General features: G+C 67.4%; 20 protein-coding genes. 11 read left to right on the top strand and 9 right to left on the bottom strand.

Going from position 1 to position 22,013, the window contains the following annotated elements; all coding sequences use genetic code 11:
- Nucleotides 1–79 precede the first annotated feature (79 nt).
- The 8 genes from JF515_RS08485 to JF515_RS08450 all read left to right on the top strand — a co-directional run bounded on the left by JF515_RS08485 (nt 80) and on the right by JF515_RS08450 (nt 8,995).
- A complete protein-coding gene (locus JF515_RS08485; protein WP_203103127.1) occupies nt 80–496 on the top strand; it encodes a VOC family protein in 417 nt (138 codons plus the stop codon).
- A gap of 11 nt (nt 497–507) precedes the next feature.
- Nucleotides 508–1,101, top strand: coding sequence for a glutathione S-transferase family protein (locus JF515_RS08480; RefSeq protein ID WP_203103117.1), 594 nt, complete (start codon nt 508–510; stop codon nt 1,099–1,101).
- A gap of 157 nt (nt 1,102–1,258) precedes the next feature.
- Entirely contained in the window at nt 1,259–2,974 is a 1,716-nt protein-coding gene (locus tag JF515_RS08475) for a tannase/feruloyl esterase family alpha/beta hydrolase (RefSeq protein WP_238400944.1), read from the top strand.
- 144 nt (nt 2,975–3,118) lie between these two features.
- Nucleotides 3,119–4,183, top strand: a complete 1,065-nt coding sequence (locus tag JF515_RS08470; protein WP_203103115.1) for a hypothetical protein — start codon at nt 3,119–3,121, stop codon at nt 4,181–4,183.
- 62 nt (nt 4,184–4,245) lie between these two features.
- Nucleotides 4,246–6,090 (top strand): WD40 repeat domain-containing protein, encoded by a 1,845-nt coding sequence (locus JF515_RS08465; protein ID WP_203103113.1) that lies wholly within the window; start codon nt 4,246–4,248, stop codon nt 6,088–6,090.
- A 184-nt stretch (nt 6,091–6,274) separates the two neighbouring features.
- Entirely contained in the window at nt 6,275–7,846 is a 1,572-nt protein-coding gene (locus JF515_RS08460; protein ID WP_203103112.1) for a flavocytochrome c, read from the top strand.
- Nucleotides 7,843–8,196 (top strand): cytochrome c3 family protein, encoded by a 354-nt coding sequence (locus JF515_RS08455; RefSeq protein WP_203103110.1) that lies wholly within the window; start codon nt 7,843–7,845, stop codon nt 8,194–8,196. The genes JF515_RS08460 and JF515_RS08455 overlap by 4 nt, the downstream gene beginning before the upstream one ends.
- Nucleotides 8,197–8,224: 28 nt before the next feature.
- Complete coding sequence (locus JF515_RS08450) at nt 8,225–8,995, top strand: SDR family oxidoreductase (protein ID WP_203103108.1); 771 nt, start codon at nt 8,225–8,227, stop codon at nt 8,993–8,995.
- A 12-nt stretch (nt 8,996–9,007) separates the two neighbouring features.
- Here JF515_RS08450 and nqrF read toward each other — a convergent pair whose 3' ends face one another.
- The 8 genes from nqrF to JF515_RS08410 form a co-directional block, all read right to left on the bottom strand.
- Nucleotides 9,008–10,225 carry an NADH:ubiquinone reductase (Na(+)-transporting) subunit F gene (nqrF, locus tag JF515_RS08445; protein WP_203103106.1) on the bottom strand — a complete coding sequence of 406 codons (1,218 nt, stop codon included), beginning with the start codon at nt 10,223–10,225 and terminating at the stop codon, nt 9,008–9,010.
- Nucleotides 10,222–10,821, bottom strand: coding sequence for an NADH:ubiquinone reductase (Na(+)-transporting) subunit E (gene nqrE / locus JF515_RS08440; protein WP_203103104.1), 600 nt, complete (start codon nt 10,819–10,821; stop codon nt 10,222–10,224). The genes nqrF and nqrE overlap by 4 nt, the downstream gene beginning before the upstream one ends.
- Nucleotides 10,818–11,474 carry an NADH:ubiquinone reductase (Na(+)-transporting) subunit D gene (locus JF515_RS08435; RefSeq protein ID WP_203103102.1) on the bottom strand — a complete coding sequence of 219 codons (657 nt, stop codon included), beginning with the start codon at nt 11,472–11,474 and terminating at the stop codon, nt 10,818–10,820. The genes nqrE and JF515_RS08435 overlap by 4 nt, the downstream gene beginning before the upstream one ends.
- A 3-nt stretch (nt 11,475–11,477) precedes the next feature.
- Complete coding sequence (locus JF515_RS08430; protein ID WP_203103100.1) at nt 11,478–12,284, bottom strand: Na+-translocating NADH-quinone reductase subunit C; 807 nt, start codon at nt 12,282–12,284, stop codon at nt 11,478–11,480.
- The gene (locus JF515_RS08425) at nt 12,277–13,062 is read right to left on the bottom strand and encodes an RnfABCDGE type electron transport complex subunit D (protein WP_203103098.1); all 786 of its coding nucleotides are present in this window, start codon (nt 13,060–13,062) and stop codon (nt 12,277–12,279) included. Before JF515_RS08425 ends, JF515_RS08430 begins: the two co-directional genes overlap by 8 nt.
- On the bottom strand, nt 13,059–14,306 hold the full coding sequence (locus JF515_RS08420; protein WP_203103088.1) for a hypothetical protein: 1,248 nt from the start codon (nt 14,304–14,306) through the stop codon (nt 13,059–13,061). Before JF515_RS08420 ends, JF515_RS08425 begins: the two co-directional genes overlap by 4 nt.
- Before the next feature lie 91 nt (nt 14,307–14,397).
- On the bottom strand, nt 14,398–15,765 hold the full coding sequence (yegQ, locus tag JF515_RS08415; RefSeq protein WP_203103086.1) for a tRNA 5-hydroxyuridine modification protein YegQ: 1,368 nt from the start codon (nt 15,763–15,765) through the stop codon (nt 14,398–14,400).
- Nucleotides 15,766–15,794: 29 nt separating this feature from the next.
- Nucleotides 15,795–16,253, bottom strand: coding sequence for a hypothetical protein (locus tag JF515_RS08410; protein ID WP_203103074.1), 459 nt, complete (start codon nt 16,251–16,253; stop codon nt 15,795–15,797).
- Between the two features lie 218 nt (nt 16,254–16,471).
- On the opposite strand from JF515_RS08410, the gene JF515_RS08405 reads away from it, so the two are divergent.
- The 3 genes from JF515_RS08405 to JF515_RS08395 all read left to right on the top strand — a co-directional run bounded on the left by JF515_RS08405 (nt 16,472) and on the right by JF515_RS08395 (nt 20,182).
- Nucleotides 16,472–17,068, top strand: coding sequence for a hypothetical protein (locus JF515_RS08405; RefSeq protein ID WP_238400943.1), 597 nt, complete (start codon nt 16,472–16,474; stop codon nt 17,066–17,068).
- A gap of 76 nt (nt 17,069–17,144) precedes the next feature.
- Entirely contained in the window at nt 17,145–18,653 is a 1,509-nt protein-coding gene (locus JF515_RS08400) for a phospholipase D family protein (RefSeq protein WP_238400942.1), read from the top strand.
- A gap of 128 nt (nt 18,654–18,781) precedes the next feature.
- Nucleotides 18,782–20,182, top strand: a complete 1,401-nt coding sequence (locus JF515_RS08395) for a hypothetical protein (protein ID WP_203103070.1) — start codon at nt 18,782–18,784, stop codon at nt 20,180–20,182.
- Here the strand turns inward: JF515_RS08395 and JF515_RS08390 are convergent.
- Nucleotides 20,179–22,008, bottom strand: coding sequence for a 5'-nucleotidase C-terminal domain-containing protein (locus tag JF515_RS08390; RefSeq protein ID WP_203103068.1), 1,830 nt, complete (start codon nt 22,006–22,008; stop codon nt 20,179–20,181). The two genes, JF515_RS08395 and JF515_RS08390, sit on opposite strands and share 4 nt — an antisense overlap.
- Nucleotides 22,009–22,013: the final 5 nt, after the last annotated feature.

Below are 22,013 nucleotides of genomic sequence, written 5' to 3'. Positions count from 1 at the left end.
AAAGCTAACAGGTTGGCGCCATTTATTGAACTTAAAGAAAAGCGTGTACTGGGCTTCTTTTTCACAGAGGGAGCCAGTGATGAAACAGCCGCAGCCCATTCGCGAGTACGACCATGTGGGCATCCGGGTCAGCGATCGCCAGGAGGCGGTGGCGTTCTATGAGCAGCTCGGGTTCACGGAGGTGCGACGCTTCGAGAAGGCGGAAGCCAACGAGATGGAGACGCCGGGTGGCGTGCGCATCAATCTGATTTTCAACGGCACGCGGTTGCTCCATGGCCGCAACGTGCTGCTGGACGAGCCGGTGAAGCTGCCGGGCGTGACCCATCCGGCGTTCGTGGTGGATGACTTGTATGCCTTGAAGGATTGGCTGGATCAGGCGGGCATCGAGATCACCGAGGGCATCCATCGCCTGGGCCCGCGCCGCATCACCCTGTTTATCCGCGACCCGGATCGCAACGTGCTGGAGTTCAACCAGCTGCTTCCGGAAACCGAATAAGGAGTCTCGCCATGAAACTGTACGATATGGAATTGTCCGGTAACTGCTACAAGGTGCGCCTGTTCGCCGCTTTGGTGGGCATCGAGCTGGAGCGGGTGCCGGTGGATCTGGCCGCCGGCGAGCACCAGCAATCGCCGTTTATCGATCTGAACCCCTGGGCCCAGGTGCCGGTGCTGGAGGATGGTGAGGTGCTGCTGCGCGATTCCCAGGCGATTCTGGTCTATCTGGCTCGCCAATACGGCGGCCATCAATGGTGGCCGGACAGCCCGGTCCATCAGGGCGAGGTGATGCAGTGGCTGTCCACCGCCGCCAACGAGATCCACGCGGGCCCTAATGTGGCGCGGCTGATCGACAAGTTCGGTTACCCGCTGGATAAGGCGCGGGCCCTGGCGGTGAGCGACCGGGTGTTGCCGCTGATCGAACGGCACCTGAGCGAGCATCGCTGGATGGCCCTGGGCCGGCCGACCCTGGCCGAGTGCGCGGTGTTCCCCTACATCGCCCTGGGCTGGGAAGGCGGGGTGACGCTGGAGCCATACCCGGCGATCCGCGCCTGGATCGAGCGCATCAAGGCGTTGCCGGGGTTCGTGGCGATGCCTGGCGTGTAACAAAGGCCGATAGCCGAAAAGCACCTTTATGTTTATTCACTAACGTTCGAGTGAATATGGTCGCCTGCCGTCCTATGATGCCAGAACACCGTGCCCGCGCCGGGCACGGTGCCAAGACAGACAACCCGACCAATAACGACAACACCGGGAGAGCATCATGAAAACAACAAACGGCCTGCAACGGCTGGGCATCACTCTGTGCGGCCTGTCCGCCCTGGCCCTGGTGGGCTGCGGTGGCGATAGCGACCACGACGACGTCGAACAACCCCAATCCTTGAGCTGCGAGCAGTTGCCCGGGCTGGCGATTCCCGCCGATGCGTTCGCGCTGGCGACCTCCGGCGGTGAGGTGACGGCGGCCACGGTGGTGGCCGCCAGCGGCAGCGGCGCGGCGGCGTTGCCGGAGCACTGTCTGGTGGAGGGCCGCATCGCGCCGGTGGACCCGGCGGCGCCGGATATTTTGTTCAAGGTGGCGTTGCCCGCCGACTGGAACAAGAAAGCGCTGATGTTCGGCGGCGGCGGTTTCAACGGTTCCATCCCCAATATCACCGGCAATATTGCCCAGGGCGCGGTGGACCAGCCGCTGCCGGTGGCGCGCGGCTACGCCACCTTCGCCAGCGACTCCGGGCACCAAGCCAATGCGCTCGGGTCCCAGGACGGCCGCTGGGGGTTGAATGACGAGGCGGTGGACAACTTCGCCGGCGATGCGCTGAAGAAAACCCGCGATGCTTCCATGTTCATCATCAACAAGCGTTACGGCAGCGCGCCGGCGCACAGCTATTTCGCCGGCGGTTCCACCGGCGGCCGCGAGGCGCTGACCAGCATCCAGCGCTGGCCGGACGATTGGGACGGGGCCATCGCCTGGTACCCGGCCTGGAACGACGCGGAAGCGCTGCTGGCCGGCCAGCATTACAGCCGCGCCCTGTCCCAACCCGGCGCCTACCCGAGCTTCGCCAAGCGGCAGTTGCTGCTGGACGCGGCCCTGGAAGCCTGCGACGAGCTGGACGGGCTGGCGGACGAGCTGATCAATGACCAGCGCCAGTGCAATGCGATCTTCGATCCGTCCACGGCCATGGTGAACGGCAACCCGCTGCGTTGCCCCGGCGGCGGTGACGACGGCGACAGCTGCTTGTCCGACGCGCAGATCAACGCCCTGAAAACCATGGACCAGGGCGTGACCTTCAACTTCCCGCTGGCCAGCGGCGAGACCGGCTACCCGGGCTCCAACGTGTGGGGCGCGGATCTGGGCATCGACACCAGCACGCCGATCGGCAACACCATCACCTTCCTGAACTTCGGCTACACCGCGCCGGTGTTTCCGAACATGCCGCAGTACGCGCCCTACCTGAGCGTGCTGGTGGATCAGTGGGTGAAATACTCCGTGGCCCGGGACGCCTCGTTCAACTCCTACAACCTGGACCCGATCAACCCGGCGCCCCAGTACGCGCAGCGCATCAGCGAGCTGAGCGTGGGCCTGAACGCGGGCACCAACATTTCCGCGTTCGAGGCGCGCGGCGGCAAGCTGTTGCTGGCCCACGGCATGTCGGATGTGCTGGTGAGCACCCGCGCCACCGAGATGTACTACGGTCGGCTGCTGAACCAGATGGGCGCGGAAAAAGTGGATTCGTTCGTGCGCTTCTATGAAGTGGCGGGCTTCGGCCACGCGGCCAGCCTCAGCTTCAACGCCACCTGGGATTCGCTCACCGCGCTGGAAGAATGGGTGGAACAGGGCACCGCGCCGGAGAACCAGGTGACCACGGACACCGTGGGCGCACCGGGCCGCACCCGGCCGCTGTGCGACTATCCGGCCTGGCCGCGCTATATCGACGGCGGCGATCCCATGGAAGCGGCCTCGTTCGAGTGCGCGCTGGAGTAACGGCCCGGCGCGGACCCGTAATCGGTTGGCGGTGGCAATGCGGCCCGGCTCACGCTCCGTGAGCCACCGCGTTGCGCCGCTGCGCCCCGCCGGGTAGGTTCTGGATAACGAACCGACCGGTGGGGCGGAGCCCCTTCTACCATCATGGCCGATACCCGATCTTCTGCTCGCTCCGTTTTGTCCCTGGTGGTGCTGCTGTCTCCGATCTCGCTGGCCGCGCCTTTGTCGGTCATGCCCCTGCCCCTGGACGATGCGGAACAGGCGGAAGCGTACCGCTTTCCACTGGTAACCGGCGGTGTGGAAGCGGAGGCCATCAATACCTGGCTGCAGGTTCAGGTGCTGGAGCGTTATCCGTTCTCCACGGAAATCGCGCCGTTGGAGCGCGTCGGCCTGGACCCGCACGGCTGGGGCATCCGCCGCCTGGATTATCAGGTCACCGGCAACACCCCGGCGTATCTGTCGCTGGCCATCGACGGCGATTTCCTCGGCGCCTACGACACTCAGTACCAAAGCCACTTTACCTTTGATGCCGGTACTGGCCGGCCCCTGGATCTGGCGGATTTCTTTAGCAAGGACGGCCTGAGCGATTTCCAAGCGCGGGTACAACGACAGTGGCGGGACGAAATCCGCGCGTTGCTGTCGGCCCCTTCGGAGCTGGACGACGAGGACCGCCAGGTACAGCGCGAGCACTACGAAAACTGTCTCGACGTTCTGAAGGATTCGCGAACGTCCTGGGATTTTTTTGTGGATGACGCGGGCCTGCATGTGCGTTGGCAGTGTGGTTTCGGCCGCGCCTACCGGGCCCTGGATGAGCTCGGCACGCTGCAAGCCGACGGCGATGCTGAAACGTTACGGCCCTGGCTCAGCGACTTCGGGGCCTGCGCGCTCGCCGGTGACCGGACATCGTGCCCACGCACCTACGGCGAGAAGGGCGTGTATTTCGGGCGCATTGACCGGCACCGGATCGTGCTGGTGCTGGATGGCGAGGACGGTGGTTCCTACGCCTACCGAAACGTGGGCACGCCGATTCCCCTGCGTCTGACCCGCCGGAAAGACGAGGCGCTGGTTCTCAAGTGGGAGGGCGACACGCCGGCGGGGCGGGAAATGTTCATTCTGGAACCGGAGGCGGACGGCTTCCGGGGTGTCTGGATGCGAAGGACCGATCCGGCACCGTTCGACGTTGAACTGATGGCCAGGCCTCAACCATGAGCCGGGTGGCGCGGAAAGCGCGGAAGGCGCGGAGCCTGGTCGGAGCGCTCGCGGGAGTCGCTATGTCCTTGTTCATGGCCCCGGCGGATGCCGGCGACTTTCCCGAAAAAAGCCGCGCGGATTGGCGGGCGTCCACGGAGCGAGAGGCATTCTTGCCGCGCACCCCCGCCGCGCTGCGGGTGCCGGTGGTGGTGTTTGGCGAAGGCCGTCGCTTTGCATCCGAGCGGGCGGTGGTGCTGGTGGACGCCGACTACGAGACGGTGCTTGAAGTGATCGAGCCCGCCTGGGCCAGGCTTGGGTGGACGCTGGATACGGCGCCGCAAACGGTGGCGGATTGGCCCGACCCCTGGCGCCGCTGGTGGCTGGCGGCCAGCCCGGAGGCGCGCCGTGCCTGGGTGGACCAGGGGCTGGCGCCGGCGCTGCGGCGGGCGGTGAGCCAGGGCGCCCTGACGGAACCGGAAAGCGCCGCCCGCCAGCGGCGCTTGCTGGCCAATGTGGCGTCCGACCCGGAAAGGATGCGTGGCCTGCCCGGCTTTTCAAGCCGGTTGGCGGGCGCGCGCTTCGTCCACGAAAGGCGGGAGGACAAGGTGCCGGTGACGGACTCCGCCCGGCTGCTGGACCTGAGCCCGATCCTCGGGCGGCCAGCCTCCGCCATCGTGCTGCAGCGTTGCCAGTCCATTCCGCTGCCGGAACCGGTGGCGGGTAACTGGGGCGCGGCGCCTCAATTTAAGCGGCAATGCGTGGTACCGGCCTCCTGGCTGACCACCACCCTGGAGGCGCTGGCCGGCCACTGGCCGGAGCAGGCGCTGCGCCTGTCCGATGAGGTGGCGCTCTGGGTGCCTGACATGCGGGTGCCGGAGACTCTGCCAGCGCGCCGCTGGCGAACGCCCGAGAAGGCGGGGGCGCCGTTGAAGCCGAGGGTCCGGGACCTGCGCAGCGACGATGCCCTGCAACTGAAAGCCATGGCGCCGGGGAGCGACGGCGCCTTTTTGCTGGGCGTGGACCGCCAGGCGCGGGTGGAGGGCGAGGACCGTATGATCGCCGAGCTATGGCGCCTGGACTCGGAGGCGGAGCAGGTCCAGGTGCTGTGGCGGGCGGCGGAGGGCGCCGCCCGGTTCACGGCCACGGTCTCCGGCGTGTATTTTTCCGGCCGCCCGTTCGGCGAATCGCTGCCCGCCCTGTTTCGTTATCACGATGGCGAAGTGACGCACCTGCCGTTGCCGGAAGACCGCCGCCGCGCCCTGCAGGGCGGTGCCTGGGTCGCCACCGGCGACCGGTCGCAACTCGTGGAGCGGGGCGTGGACGGAATACGCGCCTGGCAGGACGGGGCGCTATCGCCCCGGCGGGCGGTGCCGCGCGTGACGGCAATGCCCGGGCGCTTACGGGTGCTGGGCGGCGGCGACAGCCTGTGGGTGGAGGACGATCACGGCGTGGCGGCGCTGAGTTGGAAGGACGGCGCGACCCGTCGCGCCTTCCCGGTACCGCCGCGTGTGGCCGGGGCGCCGGCGGTGACCTACCCGGACGGCCTGGACCCGCGCACCGCCCTGGTGGCGGGCACGGGCACGGTGTCGGAGGCGGGCCGCTGGCTGGCCACGGCCTTCGCCGTGGAAGGCCCGGATGCCCGGGCCGGCGTTCATGTGCTGGACACCGACAAGGGCACCGTGCTCGCTTCCATCGTTCTGCCCGGCGCCACCGGCGTGCGGCTGGCGGCGGCCTCGCCGGATGGCCGCTACCTGGCCCTGTACGACGACGGCGGCGCGCTCACCCTGTGGCGGCCCCGCGCCGGCACCGTGGCCAAGACACTGGCGCCCCCCGCCAGCGCCCTGGCGGACCTGAGCTTCTCGGCGGACGGCGCCACCCTGCACGGCGTGGGCGGCCGTTTACTGATGAGCTGGCCGCTGGACTGAGTGCTGCCTGGGTACACAGCGCGGCCCACCCGCGGGCATCTCTGGGAAATTGCCTTTCTTGACCTGGGTCAAGGAGGTCCGGGGAGCCTCTGCGAATCTGAATACTTCGTGATCAATCCTTTCGGTCTCGCGTTATTTCGCTGGGAACGTTCGCGCTTGGCCGACGGCTAACGGGAGGTTTGTCGTGAGCAATAAGCAAACGCATCGTTTTCAGGCCCTGACCCGCCGCCAGCTGCTGAAAGCCGGCGGCGCTTCGATGCTCGGCGGGTTGGCCCTGGGGGCCGCCGGCCTGAGCCGCCAGGCCCGCGCCGAGGCTATGCCGGACAAGATGCCGGCTAAGTGGGACGAAGAGGTGGACGTGGTGGTGGTGGGTTCCGGCTTCGCCGGGCTGGCCGCCGCCCATGAGGCGGCCAAGGCCGGCGCGTCCGTGGCCCTGCTGGAGAAAATGCGCACCCCCGGGGGCAATTCCATCATCAGTGGTGGCGTGATCGCCGCCGCCGGTTCGCCGTTGCAGGCCAAGCAGGGCATCAAGGATTCGCCGGACAGCCTTTATGAGGACATGCTCAAGGCCGGTCTCTATTTGAACCAGCCGGAACTGGCGCGGATCGTCGCCGACCAATCGGTGGAGACCGTGCAGTGGACCATCGACGAACTGGGCGTGGAGTATTCCGGGTTGTCGCACATGGGCGGGCACGCGGTGCCGCGCTCCTACAGCGTCGCGTCCGGCAGCGGCGCCGGCATCATCGAGCCGCAGCTGGCCCGGCTCAAGGAGCTGGCCGTGGAGCCGCGTACCGGCATGCTGTTGAAGCGCCTGTTGCGCGACGACGATGGGCGGGTAAAAGGCGTGATCGTCCATCGCGGTTTCCGCCATCCGGACCTGGAAAGCGGCACGCCGGTGGCCATCAAGGCGCGGCGGGCCGTGGTCATGGCCTCCGGCGGCTTCGGCGCCGACCCGGTGTTCCGTGCCCTCCAGGACCCGCGCCTGGGCGGCGACCTGGACACCACCAACCAGCCCGGTGCCACCGCCGAGGCGCTGCGCGCCGCGCTGCACGCCGGCTGCATTCTGGTGCAGCCCTCCTGGATTCAGCTTGGCCCCTGGACCAGCCCCGATGAACGGGGCTTCGGCATGGCGCCCCATTTCGTGCAGGGCGTCACCGCCTCCTACGGTCTGTGGGTGGACACCCGCACCGGCAAGCGCTTCGTCAACGAGCTGGCGGACCGCAAGACCCGCGCCGACGCCATTCTCGCCGCCGGCAACAAGACCATCGCCTTCGCCGACGCCAAGGGCTATGGCAAAGGCACCATGGATACCTCGCAGCAGCGCCTGGGGCGGATGAAACGGAGCGGCGCCCTGATGGAATACGGTTCCCTGGAAGAGATGGCGCGGGCCCACGATATTCCGGTGAGCGAGCTGAAGGCCACGGTGAAGGCGTTCAACGACAGCGTCGACGCCGGCAAGGATTCGGAATTCGGCCGCTACATGGCCGCCAACGTGGACAAGATCGACACGCCGCCCTACTACGTCATGCGCCTCTCGCCGAAGATCCACCACACCATGGGGGGCTGCGCGATCAACAGCCGGGCCCAGGCTCTGGACGTGTTGTCCAACCAGCCGATTCCTGGCCTGTATGTGGCCGGGGAGGCCAGCGGCGGCGTGCACGGCGCGTCCCGGTTGGGCTCCTGCGCCTACGCGGACTGTCTCACCTTTGGTCGCATCGCGGGGCGTAATGCCGCCGCGCAGGAGCGTTGGGCATGAGACAGGCGCAGGATCGCCTGGGCTTGAGGCTGGTCTTGCTGGTGGCGCTGGTCGGGTTCGCCGCCGGAGCGGCGGCGCAGCTCGACCAGCACCACGCCCTGAACGACGTGCCCTGCCAGGCCTGCCACGGGGCGGCGGAGCCGCCCACGGCGGTGGCCACCGAACAGTGCCTGGGCTGCCACGGTCCGCTGGAGGACCTGGGGGCCCTCACCGAGAAGGTGTCGCCGACCAATCCCCATTCCACGCCCCACGGCGCCACGTTCGCCGAATGCGACCTGTGCCACCGGGTGCATGGCCCATCGGAGAACTTTTGCGCCCAGTGTCATGACTTCAAATTCACCGTGCCATGAACGTGGCCGGGAACACAGGAGATGAGCAATGGCGATGCTGACCAATAAAGTGGCTTTGGTAACCGGCGCCGGCGCGGGCATTGGCCGCGCCACGGCACTCAAATTCGCGGAAGAAGGCGCCCGGGTGATGGTGGCGGATCTGAACGTGGCCGGCGGCGAGGAAACCGTCGCGCTGATCAAGAAGCAGGGCGGCGAGGCGCTATTCACCCGTGCCGACGTTACCGACGCGGCGGCGGTGGACGCCCTGATCCGCACCGCCGTGGACAGCTTCGGCCGCCTGGATTGCGCCTGCAATAACGCCGGCATCGAGGGCGCGGTGGTGCCGTTCACCGACCAGTCCGAGGACGACTACGAAGCGGTCATGAGGGTCAACGCCAAGGGCACCTTTCTGTGCCTGCGCGCCGAGATCCGGCAGATGCTCCAGAACGGCGGCGGCGCCATCGTCAATCTCGCCTCCATCGCCGGGCTGATCGGCTTCACCGGGCTGGCGCCCTATGTGGCGTCCAAGCACGCGGTCAACGGCCTGACCAAGAACGCCGCCCTGGAGTTCGGCAAGCAGGGCATCCGCGTCAATTCCGTGTGCCCCGGCGGCATCGATACCCGCATGCTGGATTCCCTGGCGGACCAGGCCAGCGGCGGCGCGCAATCTTCCCGGGACATGATGGAGCCGCTGCACCCCATCGGCCGCATCGGTACGCCGGAGGAGGTGGCGGAGCTGATCGTGTGGCTGTGTTCGCCCCGGGCGTCCTTCGTCACCGGCGCCAACATTCCGGTGGATGGCGGCTACGTGGCGCAATGAGCGCCGGCCGCGTCAGGCGCTGAATTCGTCGTTGAGGATGGCGGTGGGCTCCACGCCCTGCTCATCAAGCATGGTCAGCACCGCCTCCATCATCAGCGGCGGGCCGCACAGGTAGTATTCGCAGTCCTGGGGCGCGGGGTGGTGCTTGAGGTAGTCCTCGTACACCACCTCGTGGATAAAGCCGGTGCGGCCGGTCCAGTGGTCCTCCGGGTCCGGCTCGGAAAGGGCCGCCGCCCAGGAAAAATTCCCGTGCTGTTCCGCCAGGTCATCGAACTCCTGCCGATAGAAAAGATCGGCCAGGCCGCGCGCGCCGTACCAGAAACTCATGCGGTGGGTGCCGCCCCGGGCGAGCTGATCATGGATCATGGCCCGCAGCGGCGCCATGCCCACGCCGCCGCCGATAAAGATCTTTTCCTTGTCGGTATCGCGCACGAAAAAATCGCCGAACGGCCCGGAGACCGCCACCGGGTCTCCGGCCTTCAGGCTGAACAGGTAGGACGAAACGATGCCCGGCGGCACCGGGCCGGCGCCGACCGGCGGCAGCGCCAGGCGAATGTCCAGCACGATGCGGCCCTGGTCCCGCGGTCGGCTGGCGATGGAGTAGGCCCGGTGGGTGGGCGCCGGGTTGTGCGCGCTGAGCGTTTTCACGCCGAGCCGCTCCCAGGCCGGCTCGAAGCGTGCTTCCACCGGCAGGTCGGCCAGATTGAGCGCGTAGGCCGGTGCCTCGATCTGCACATAGGCGCCGGCCCGGAAGCGGAATTCCGCGTCGTCCGGCACGCGCAGCACCAGTTCCCGGATCAGCGGCGCCAGTTGGGTGGCCCGCTCCACTTCGCAGGTCCACTGCTCCGCCGCCAGAATGTCGTCCGGCACCGTCACCGACAATGGCCCCCGGATCACCACCTGGCAGGCCAGCCGCTGGCCGTCACGCAGCTGCGCCGCGCTGAGCAGGGCCTGCTCCGTGGGCAGCGCGGCGCCGCCGCCCGCCGTGACCTTCAGACGGCATTGGCCGCAGGTGCCGGCGCCGGCGCAGGCCGAGGGCACCGCGATGCCGGCGTTATTGAGGGCGCCGAGCAGGCGCTCCCCGGTGGTGGCCGTGACCTCGCGATCACCATTGACGGTGAGCGTCACCGGTTTGGCCGGCGACAGGGCGGAACGGGCCGTCATCACCAGCAGCGACAGCGCCAGGATCAGGGCGACGATCAGGCCGGTGGCAAGCAGCGTCTGCGTCATGGCCCGATCTCCGCGAACGCGGTGAAGCCCATGGACAGCAGGCCGGTGACGATGAACGCCATGCCCAGCCCGCGCAGCCCGGCGGGGATGTCGGCGTAATTGAGCCGTTCGCGCAGGGCGGCAAGTGCCACGATGGCCAGTGCCCAGCCCACGCCGCTGCCGAAGCCGAACACCAGGCTTTCGCTGAAGGTGTACTTGTTCTCCACCATGAACAGGGAGCCGCCGAGAATGGCGCAGTTCACGGTGATCAGTGGCAAATAGATGCCCAGGGTGCGGTACAGCGCCGGCAGGTAGCGGTCCAGCACCAGTTCCAGAATCTGCACCATGGCGGCGATCACGGCGATAAAGGCGATCAGCTTGAGGAAGGTGAGGTCCATGCCCGCCAGGCCCAGGGCGGCCCAGGTATCGGCCCGCAGCAGATACTCGAAGATCAGGAAGTTCAGGGGCACGGTGATGGTTTGCACCACGATCAGGGCGATGCCCAGGCCGGCGGCGGTGCTCAGGCGTTTGGAAACAGCCAGGAAAGTGCAGATGCCGAGAAAGAAACTGAGCGCCAGATTGTCGGCGAACACCGAGCGCAGGAACAGATCGATCATGGTCGTCTCTCCTCGGTGTCCGGCGCGATCTTGAAGTCCGGCGGCTCGATCTGCCCTTGGCGCACGGAGCGCAGCGCCCAGATCAGCAGGCCGAGAATGAAGAAGGCGCTGGGTGCCAGCAGCATGAACTTGAGCGGCGTGAACCCGCTGCCGTCGGTGGCGACCGGCAGCACCGGCCAGCCGAACAGGGTGCCGGCGCCGAACAGCTCCCGCAGGAAGGCGACGATCAGCAGAATCAGTGAGTAGCCCAGGCCGTTACCCAGGGCGTCCAGGGCCGCCGGCCCCGGCGGATTGTGCATGGCGAAGGCCTCGGCGCGCCCCAGCACCAGACAGTTGGTGACGATCAGCCCCACGAAGATGGACAGCCGCTGACTGATCGGGAAGGCGTAGGCCTGGATGATTTCGTCCGCCACCACCACCAGGGAGGCGATCAGGGTGATCTGCACGATCAGCCGGATGGACGAGGGAATGTGTCGGCGGATGGTCGAGATGATCACGCTGCTGGCCATCAGCACCAGGGTGAGAGCCACTGCCATGGTGGCGGCGGTGGTCAGCGAGGTGGTGACCGCCAGCGCCGAACAGATGCCGAGGATCTGCAGGGTCACCGGGTTGTTGTCGAGGATCGGGTGGGACAGCACGCGCAACCATTTCATCGTTCAGCGCCCGTCCTTCGCCAGCCTTTCCAGCACCGGGCCGAAGCCGTCCGGGCCGAGCCAGAATTGAATGCCGTTATTGATGGCGTTGCCGGTGCGGGTGGCGCCGGTGATGCCTTCCACCTGGAACTCGTCGGTGCCACCGCCGCGCACCACGCTTAAGCGGAGCTGGCCATCCGGGCCGGCCACGCGCTTGCCCCGCCAGCGCGCCTGCCAGGCCGGGTCGTCGATGCGCGCGCCCAGCCCTGGAGTTTCCCCCTGCTCGATGATGGAGAACGCGGCCACCGTTTGGAGATCGCCTTCCAGGGCCAGGTTGGCGCGGATGGTGGACTGGTAGCCCTGGGTGACCACCGGCAGGATCACCAGCCTCAGCCGACCGTCCTCGCGCAGCACATGGATCGGCACGAGGTCGGGGCGCTCGCCGAGACCGGCCAGGTCGCGCTCCGGGTCGAGCGGCGTGGTGGAGACCGGGTCGCTGAAGGCGTGCTCCACGTCCAGGGTGTCGGGGGCGACGTCCCGCGCCGGCTCGCCGGTACGCAGGTCGATGATCAGAGTTTCCAGCTCGTCGCCGCCGGTGTGCTCGATCAGGGCCGCCATGTCCGGCATGGCGGCCAGCATGGCGTCCATGCGCGCTGCCTGCTCGGCGCGCCGGTTGGCTTGTTGCACCGGGTCCAGGATCACCGCCGTGGCGGACACGATCACGGTGCACACGGCGGACACCAGGAAGGCCACCGCCAGGGTCTTGGCGCGGCTCTCATTGGGCAGCGCCAGCAGCTTGCGCCACAGGCTCAGCGGGTTCAGGTCAGGCATCGGGCGGTCTCCAGGAGCGGATCGTGGCGGCGATCACGGCGGCGTCGATCAGTGGCGCGAACAGGGACGCGACCAGGGTCGCCAGAACCACCGCCCGGGGGCCGTCAAAAACGCCGTCGTGCCAGCCGAACAGCACCAGCAGCACGCCGGCGAGGGCCCCCTGGAACCAGCGCCCCGGCCGGGTCGCCGAGGACGCCACCGGGTCGCCGGCCAGGAACACCAGGCCAAACAGGGCGCTGCCCTGGCTCAGGACCGCGCCGGCGGCCTGGTCCATGGCCAGGGACGTGGCCATCACGCCGACCAGGGTGGCGAGCAGCAGTTGCCAGGAGAGTACGCCGGTGACCAACAGCATCAGCGCGCCGGGCACCACCGCCAGGGCCAGCGGCGCCCCCCCGGTGGGCACCGGGGTGGCCGGGAAGGCGAAGTACAGAAAAGCCAGGGTGGCCACGGCCGGATTGATGATGTTGCGTCCCCAGCCACCGAAAATCTGTTCGCCGAGCACGATGCCGAAGCTGGCCGCCAGCAGCATTTGCCAGGGCTGGAAGTCGCCGGCGGCCAGCACGCCCACGGCGAACGCCGTGGCCACGGCAATGGGCGACACCGGTTGGGCGCGGGTCCACAGAAACACCAGTTGCCAACCCAACGCCGCCAGCAGTGTCCAGACCATGGCCTCCAGGGCGGCGACGCCGAAGCCGGCGATGGCCCCGGCCGCCGCCGGCAGGGTGGCGGCGACGATCAGCCAGGCCAGGGTGTCGCGATGCCAGACGCCGCCTCTCATGCTTCTCTCTCCAGGTGGTCGAGAACGGCGCGCAGTCGTCGTCCGAAATCCGTTTGGCCGCCGGTGACGTAGGTGGCCAGGGCCAGATCTTCCTCGGCGAGATGCAGGCAACCGAGGCGCGTGGCGGCTTCCACGTCGCCGATGGACAACGCGCGCAGAAGTGGCACCACAGGGGCGGTGCTGCCCAGGGTCCGCTCCAGGCTCTGGGTGGGAATGAACGGCGCCGGTCGCCGCGCCTGGCGTAGAGCGTCGAGCAGCCAGTGGGTACGGCGCGGCGGTGGCCGGTCGAGTACGGTGACCTGGCGGTGATAGCGGCCCAGGAAGGCACTCTCGCGACCGGCCAGCACCGGGCCGGACAGGATCACCTTGGCGCCGGAGGCCGCATCGGGCCCGACCAGGGCGTGCAGATCGGCGCCCTGGGGCGCGCGCACCAAGCGTGGATCGCGGCTGCCCGGGCCGGACAGCGCGACGATCCGGAACGGGTCGATGCGACCGGTGGCGAGCAGATGGCCGATGGCGATCAGGTCCTGATAATCGATGTGCCAGACCACCTCGCCACGGCGGGGCAGCCACAGCCTGGCGATGTGGGTGCCGACCAGACCGGCCGGGTGCGGGCCCGCGCAATCCACCACCCGGAGTTGAGCGTCCCCGGTGGACAGGGGTGGCCCGGGGGCCTGGCAGAGGAACACGGGGCCGTCGGTGAGCAGCCTTACAGCCGCCAGGCCACGCGCGAAATGGTCGCCCCGTTCCTGGATGAGGGGGCGCGGGTCCGGGGCGTGGGGCGCGGTGTCGATGGCGGTGACGAACACCGCCGCCGGGGAAGTTCGCGGCGCGGCGATGCGTTCGAAGGGGCGGGCGCGAAGCGCCGGCCATTGGCCGGCTTCGAGCAGCAGGGCGCGCAGGCCCCAGGCGTCGTCGGCGCGGGAGACATCGAAGGCGCGCCGCTGATCCTCGCCGTCGGCGGCGATGACAAGGGCGGCCAGCCGGCGCCGCCGGCCGGTCTCGATGCGCTCCACCCGACCGGACAGCGGGGCGCAGAACAGCAGGTCGGGGTCGGCCCGGTCGCGCAGAACCGGCGTGCCGGCCAGCACCGGCTGGCCCGGTTCCACCAGCGGTTCGACGCGCCGGTGGCCCAGGTCGTCGCCGAGCAGGCCGATCCTGGAGGGGACGATGTCCCGATCGACCCGGGACGCCGGCGCGCCCTTAAGGGGAACGGTCAGTCCACGCCGCACCACAATCCGCATAGGCCCCTCAGATCCGTGCCGCCCCACGGCCAGCGTGGGGCGAGGTGGGTGCCCGGGCCGGCCCCGGACGCCGGGCAAACATCCCAGCAGCTTAGGAGTGGACCACTGGTTGTTTATTGATCTGCGTCAAGGTGGCGCCGGAGTCCGGCGCGTGCCTGTCCAGGCAGCGGGCCAGCATGGCGAAGCCGAGCGCCTCGTCACCCAGGCCGTCGGGACGAGGAATACGCACCACATGGCCGTCTCCGGGCGCCACCTGAATGGTGTCGCCCTGTTGATTCTCCAGCCCGTCCAGTTGGAAGCGACGGTTACCCTCCGGCGTGATCAACAGCACCTGGTCGCCGCGCTCGAAGCGGTTTTTCACCGCCAGGGTCAGCCAGTGGTCGTCGGCCTCGATCACCTCCGCCGCCAATTGCTGGCTGCCCAGATGGGCGGTGCCGGCTTCGTAATGCTGGTAGGCCTGGGGCGGATGGCGGCGGAAGAAGCCCTCGGTGTAGCCCCGGTGGGAGAGAGCTTCCAGGTCGTCCATGAGCGCCATGTCGAAGGGCCGCCCGGCGGTGGCGTCATTCAATGCGCGCCGGTACACCTGGGCGGTGCGGGCGGCGTAGTAGACCGACTTGGTGCGGCCCTCGATCTTCAGCGAGTGCACGCCCATGTCCGCCAGGGCCTGAACGTGCTGCACCGCGCGCAGGTCCCGGGAGTTCATGATGTAGGTGCCGTGCTCGTCCTCGTGCAGGGCGATGGCGCGGCCCGGGTCGTTGGGCTCCGCCACCAGCAGCGAGGGGGGCTCGCGCACCGGGATCAGGTCGCCGCTGTCGTCGGTGCGGGCGGCCACCGGCTTGTAGTCCCAGCGGCAGGCGTTGGTGCAGGCGCCCTGGTTGGCGTCGCGGTGGTTCATGTAGCCGGACAGCAAACAGCGGCCGGAATAGGCCATGCACAGGGCGCCGTGGACGAACACCTCCAGCTCCATGGCCGGCACCTTTTCACGGATTTCCCGGATTTCGTCCAGGGCCAGCTCCCGGGACAGGATCACCCGCTGGATGCCCTGGCGGCGCCAGAATTCCACGGTGGCGTAATTGACCGCGTTGGCCTGCACGGAAAGATGGATGGGCTGCTCCGGCCAGCGTTCGCGCACCATCATGATCAGGCCCGGGTCGGACATGATCAGCGCATCCGGACCCAGCTCGATGATGGGTTCCAGATCGCGCAGGTAGCTGCGCACCTTGTCGTTGTGCGGGCTGACGTTGGAGGCCAGATAGAATTGTTTGCCTCGGGCGCGGGCTTCGGCGATGCCCTCCGCCAGGGCGGCTTCGTTCTTGAAGCTGTTGTTGCGCACCCGCAGGGAGTAACGGGGCTGGCCGGCGTAGACGGCATTGGCTCCGTAGGCGAAGGCGTAACGCAAATGCTTGAGGGTGCCGGCCGGAGACAGCAGCTCCGGCGCGGCGGGGGTGGTATCGGGCATGGATGGGTCTCGGAGGTGGCGCGCGGTACTCAGAGGTCGTCCAGCTCGCCGGCGTCCCGGGCCATGCGCCTGGCTTCGTTCTGTTCCAGTTCCAGCAGGTTGGTCATCAGCGCCTGGGTGCTGGGCACTTCCGCGCGGCTGGCCATGTAACGGTAGAACTCGATGATCTTGGTGTGCTGGGCCAGCACGGCGCTGATGATCTCGTCCGTACTCTTGTTCTTGAAGTCGGCGGCGCAGGCCTCGTGGGGCCGCACCGGCGCCTTCTCGAAGAATTCGTAAGCCCAACTGTGCAGCGCCGCCGGGTCGGCGTCCTTCTGGCTGCTTTCCAGGATACGGTTGAGGCGGGTTTCGTGCTCCTGGACATAGTCGAGCAGCATGCGCACTTTCTCCTGGCGGCTGCCGGCGCCGCAGTGAGCGGCGCAGTCGGCCAGGTTGCGGTGCACGGCCCGGGTCCAGTCCAGGACATCGGAGAAGGTCTCTACTTTCATCGCGATCCGCCTGGCACGGAGCCCGTGCCGATAAGAGAAACAGTGGAAAGCAATAGACTAGAGGCGTTGCGGCGGTTGCTTTTTGATCTGCATCAAAACCCTGCCACCGAGGGCCGTTTCACGGTTCGGCGCGGGCCCCGTTGCCCCGCCCTCCGTGCTTGGGTAGGTTGGTCCACTCTTTTGATGCGTTTGCGGGATGGACAGCGGTGGAGAGAACCTTGGCGTCGTTGGGGCGTTGGCTGGCGTTGTCGGTGATCGGCGGCGTGGCACTGTTGCTGGCGGTGGCCCGCTGGGGCGAGCCGGCCCGGGCGGAGGAACGCGGCGGCTGGCTGTACCGGCAATTTGGCGATCAGGGCGTGGTGCTGGGCATGCTGGCGATGGGGCTGCTGTTTCTGGTACTGGGGCTGATCGGTATGTTCCGATCCGGCCGGGCGCTGTGGCGTTATCGTCAAGCGGGCAGCTCGCCGGACCCGCTTCAGGCCGCCACCCCCGGCGGCGTGCGCCTGGCCGGTTGGTTATTTCTATTGGCGGGCGCTATCTGGACGCTCTTCTACATGGGCGGCAAGGCTCGTGCGCTGGCCGCTGGCGCGGCGTCCGTGGAGTACGCTTACCCGGCGGTTCTGATCGGGCCGCTGGCGGTGGCTCTGGGGCTGTTCTATCTGCTGGTACGGCCCGGCACCCTGCAGGGCGTGCAGGCCATGAGCCCCCGTGAGCGGGCCTGGTTCCTGGTGTTCCTGGTGGCCGGGGTGCTCGCGGGCGTGGGGTTGGGCGTCGGCTTGCCGGCCTGGGCGCCGCTGCTGGCCGGAGGCGGCTGAGCGCGCTTGGGGTACACTGCCCGGGCGGCGCGCTGACAAGGAGAGAACCATTAAAACCCCCGCCCTGATCCTGTTGTTGCTGGCGTCCCTGTTGTCCGGGTGTGCCTTGCCGTCCCTGGAGGGTCGCTCGGTGTCCCATGCTCTGTCGCCGGAGGAAAGCCGCGCCACGGCGCTGGGGCGGGCGTTGCGCCCGGAGGCGCTGCGCCATCCCGGCCTCACCGGCGTGTCGCCCCTGCCGGACGCCCACGATGCCTTCGCCTCCCGGGTGCTGCTGTCCATGGCGGCGGAGAAAACCCTGGATGTGCAGTACTACATCTGGCACGACGACGTCACCGGCATGCTGCTGTTGCGCGCCCTGTATCAGGCCGCCGAGCGGGGCGTGCGGGTGCGCCTGTTGCTGGACGACAACGGCACCGCCGGGCTCGACGACGACCTGGCGGCGCTGGCCACGCACCCCAATATCGAAATCCGCCTGTTCAATCCGTTCGTGGTGCGCCAGCCGAAATGGCTGGGCTATGCGTACGACTTTTCCCGGTTGAACCGGCGCATGCACAACAAGGCGTTCATCGCCGACAACCAGGCGCTGATCGCCGGCGGTCGCAATGTGGGTGACGAATACTTCGGCGCCTCCGACGGCATGTTGTTCAACGATCTGGATGTGCTGCTGGTGGGCGAGGTGGTGGATTCGGCGTCCCGGGATTTCGACCGCTACTGGGGCAGCCGCTCCGCCTATCCGGTGGCGCGGATTCTGTCGTCCCCGCCAGAGGACGCACTGGCCGGTTTCGTGGCCCGGGCGGAGGCACTCAAGGCGTCGCCGGCGGCGGCGGACTACCAGCGCGTGATCGCCGCCTCGCAATTCGTCACCCGGCTGATGGAGCGTTCCCTGGAACTGGAATGGGTGCCGGTGGAAATGGTCAGCGACGACCCGGCCAAGGGGCTCGACGAAGCCGAGCCGGAAGGCCTGCTGATCCATCAGATGGAAGCGGCCCTGGGCGCGCCTCGGGATTCGCTGCTGCTGGTCTCGCCCTATTTCGTGCCCACCGCCGACGGCACCGACGCCTTCCGCGCCCTGCGCCGTCAGGGCGTCACCGTTAAAGTGCTGACCAACTCCCTGGCCGCCACCGACGTGGCGGCGGTGCACGCCGGTTACCAGAAACGACGCAAGGCGCTGCTGAAAGCCGGCGTGGAACTCTACGAGCTGCGCCGGCTGTCGCCATCGAAGCGCAACGAAAGCGCCGGGCCGTTCGGCAGTTCCGGCTCCAGCCTGCACGCCAAGACCTTCGCCGTGGACGGCGAGCGGGTGTTCGTGGGCTCGTTCAATTTCGACCCGCGCTCGGCGAACCTGAACACCGAGCTGGGCTTCCTGATTCACAGCGAAGCCCTGGCCAGCCGCATCGACGCCGCCTTCGAAACCGTGATTCCGGCCAACGCCTACGCGGTGAAACGGGATGACGACGGCGATCTGTACTGGCTGGAGCCGGACCAGGGTGGCACCGTTCGCCATGAGCGGGAACCGGCCACCAGTGTCTGGCGCCGGGGCTGGGTGCGCTTCGTCTCCTGGCTGCCGGTGGAATGGCTACTGTGAACAAGCCGGGCGGCAATGCCGCCGGGACCTCTTTGTTTCGGTTGTGCTAGATTCAGAAAGGCGCAGGCCGCCCGGGCAGAGGTGGCCGCGCCTGTTCACTCGATTATTGCTTTAAAGGGAGTTTCATCATGGGGCGGGACGGTCTTCGATTTTTCTCTTTCTCGGTTTTTCTCGGCGCGGCGATGAGCCCGGGTGTGAGCCCGGCTTCGGTACTGGATGACGGTGAGCCGGTCAGTCTTTATGCCGCCGACGCCGATGCCCGGTTCGTGGGCTTCGACGTGGCGGCGCTGCCGGACAATGACTTCGCGGTTACCTGGGTGGAGCGTAATTCGGTTGATCAGACCGAATCCGTTCGGCTTGCCCGTTTCGATCGCAATGGCGAACCTCGTGGTGCCGCCCTGACCGTGGATGACACCCCCGATCAAGCCAACTTTCCGCGCCTCTCCGATCCAGTCGTGGCGACGAACGGCGCGGGCAATAAGGTGGTCGTCTGGAATAGCGGTGCCGCCGAGGGCGCCTCGGAATGCCGGCGGTTCGTCCAATTCCGGCTGGTGGATAACAATGGCACGGCCTCGCCCACGCAATTTTTCCAGGACACCGCGAACGGCTTCAATTGCAATCTTGAAGTCGCAATGAATGAACAAGGGCTGTTCATTCTGAGCGTGAAGTATGGTCTTGAGGACAACTACCTTATGCAGGTACGTGGCGAGGACGGCACCGGTGTGGGGGCTCCCGTTACGCGAGGGCAAGCCGGTGGAGCCAGCCATCCAATGGTGGTGGCGCTTCAGGAAAGTTCGGGCATGGCGGTCTGGTCCGAGCAAGCTGGCGCCGGCACGGTTCTGCTGGCTTCCCGCTTCGACCTGTCCGGCGATACGCTGGGGGGCGGTGACTTCCGCTTTGACAACAATGCCCACGACGCCGACGGTCTGAACCAGAGCGCGGTCAGCCTGGTGGCCACCCCGGACGGCGGCTACATGGGCGCCTGGTTGCAGGTCGAGAGCGATGGTTCCGAGCCGGTTTATAGCCAGCGTATACAGCGGTGGCGGGCCGATGGCACGGTGGCGGGCTCGGCGCGCGTAGGCGCCACGCCGTTCGACGTGTCCTCGGATCGGGTGGACCTGGATGTCGGCGCTGGGGGTGGCGCCATCACGGCGTGGACGGGCAGTCATGACGATGGCGCCCGTGACCGTTACGCCACGGTGATTAACGGCGATCAGGCCGTGGGAGATGCCCCGGTGGTAGTCGCGCGAAGCGACGCGGCGTTGTTCGACAGTTCCGAAACAACCAAGGTGGCACTGGCGGACGAGATCGCGATGGTGGTCTGGTATGAGCAGAGCGATGAAAACAGCGGCCCGATTCTCAAGGCACGGATCGGCACGCTGTCGGAAGCCCCCGCCGATTCAGCGGAAGGTGGCGGCGGTGGTGGCGGCCCAATGGGGCCCTTGGTTCTGTTCGCCACCCTGGCTCTGCTGTTCAGAAAGAAAAAGCCGGGCGGCAATGCCGCCCGGCTTGATCGTTCCGGCGACTAGCGCAGGTCGGTGACGGACTTGAGGCTGTACTGGTTCGGGTCCAGGGCCGGCAGGGTCTGGTCCGGCAGCTCTTCGCGGAAGTACTCCAGCAGCGGCACCACATAGGTGACGTTGGAGTCCTCGAAGGCATCCGGGTTGTTGGCCTGTACCTCGCCGAAGGTGACGTAGCCGTCCTTGCCCTGGCCGGTGAAGGAGTTGGTGGCCACGGAGTAGGTTTCGCTTTCCATGATGGGCGCCCAGTTGCCGTTGTCGTCGCGCACTTCCACGTTTTCGATGCCGGTGCCTTCCGGGGCGCCCAGCGTTACGTCGTAGCGCAGGCCGGCGGAGTAGGGGAAGGCGCCGGTGGAGGCGGAGATGCCCTGGGCATAGTCCAGGCCTTCGTTGAGCACCTTGACGATCTGCGCGCCGGTCATGTCGATGGTGACCACGGTGTTGGAGAACGGCAGGATGTCGTAGGCGTTGGCCACGGTGAAGGTGCCGTCGTTCAGCGGCGCGCGCACGCCGCCGGCGTTCTGGATCGCCACGTCGGCCTTGGGCAGATACTTCAGGAAGGCGTCGGCCACCACCCAGGCGGCGTAGCTGCCGGTGGGGGTGTCGCCGGCGTTGAACGGCGCCGGGATGCGCTCGAAGGGCATCGGCTCGGTGACCTGGCCCAGGGTTTCCTGCTTGAAGCTTTCCATCTGCTCTTTATAGGGTGCGAGGATGTCCAGGATTTGCTGGGATTCCTCGGCGGTGCGGATGGTGGTGAGATCGTCGATCACGCCATTGATGCGGGCGGTCTGGTCCGCGTCGGCGGTGACCCAGGCGCCGCCGCCGTCCTGCACCTGGTAGGGGCCGCCCACCAGCAGTTCCATGTTGCCGTCGATGTCGGTGACCACGCCGTCCGCGTCGAAGTCGATGTTCAGCCGCCCGAGGCCCTTGGCGTATTCCCAGGCTTGCACGATGTACACCGGCTTGCCATCCGGGTCCTGGACCACGGTGGGGTAGTCGCCGTCCACCTCCAGGCCCATGGCGGCCAGTTCGCCGGTGGAGTCCAGTACGTTGTGGGTGTCGCCGCCGATGATCACGTCGATGTCGCGCACGCTTTCGGCGAGCACCTGGTCGAACTCATAGCCCAGGTGGCTGAGCACGATGAATTTGTTGATGCCCTGATCCTTCAGCGCATAGATGTGGTCGCGCACGGACAGGATCTCGTCGTCGAATTCCACCGCGTCGGTGACCAGGGAGGACTCCCGGGTTTTTTCCACTTTCAGCACGCCGATCACGGCCACCTTCTCGCCGTCGATCTCCTTGACCACGTAGGGCTTGATGTCGGAGTTGAACAGCGGGCTGTCCACGGTGGGATGGATGTTGCCGGTGATCACCGGGAAGTTGGCGGTTTCCAGCAGGTCGCGAAGGTGTGCCTCGCCTTCGTCGAACTCATGGTTGCCGAGCTGGTAGGCGTCCAGGCCCAGCGTGTTGAACACTTTGAAGTCCACCTCGCCCTTGAACAGGCTGAAATAGAGGGTGCCGTTCAGCTCGCCGTTGTTGAGCACCAGGGTATGGTCGTCCCGGTAGTCGTTCATGGCGGTGATGATGCGCGGGAAGCCGCCCAGGCTCAGCCGCACCGGCTCGTTGCCAGGCTGGTCCGGGTCGTAGTCGATGTTCAGGTCGTAGCTCTGGCCTTCGAAATAGGAGTGGTGGTCATTGGTGTACAGAACCTGGAGGTTAAGTGGCTTCGCCTCTTCGGAGGCGTTGCCATGGTGGTCATCATCGCCCCCGCAGGCGGCGAGAAAAAGTGACAAGCCTGTGACGGCAAGGGCCGGAAAACGGAGTTGGAAAGACACGGTCG

The sequence above is a fragment of the Alloalcanivorax marinus genome (assembly GCF_016785095.1).
GTDB classification, from domain to species: Bacteria; Pseudomonadota; Gammaproteobacteria; order Pseudomonadales; family Alcanivoracaceae; genus Alloalcanivorax; species Alloalcanivorax marinus_A.
The sequence above is the reverse complement of the archived record's forward strand: the minus strand, read 5'-3'. Positions and strand labels throughout refer to the sequence as shown.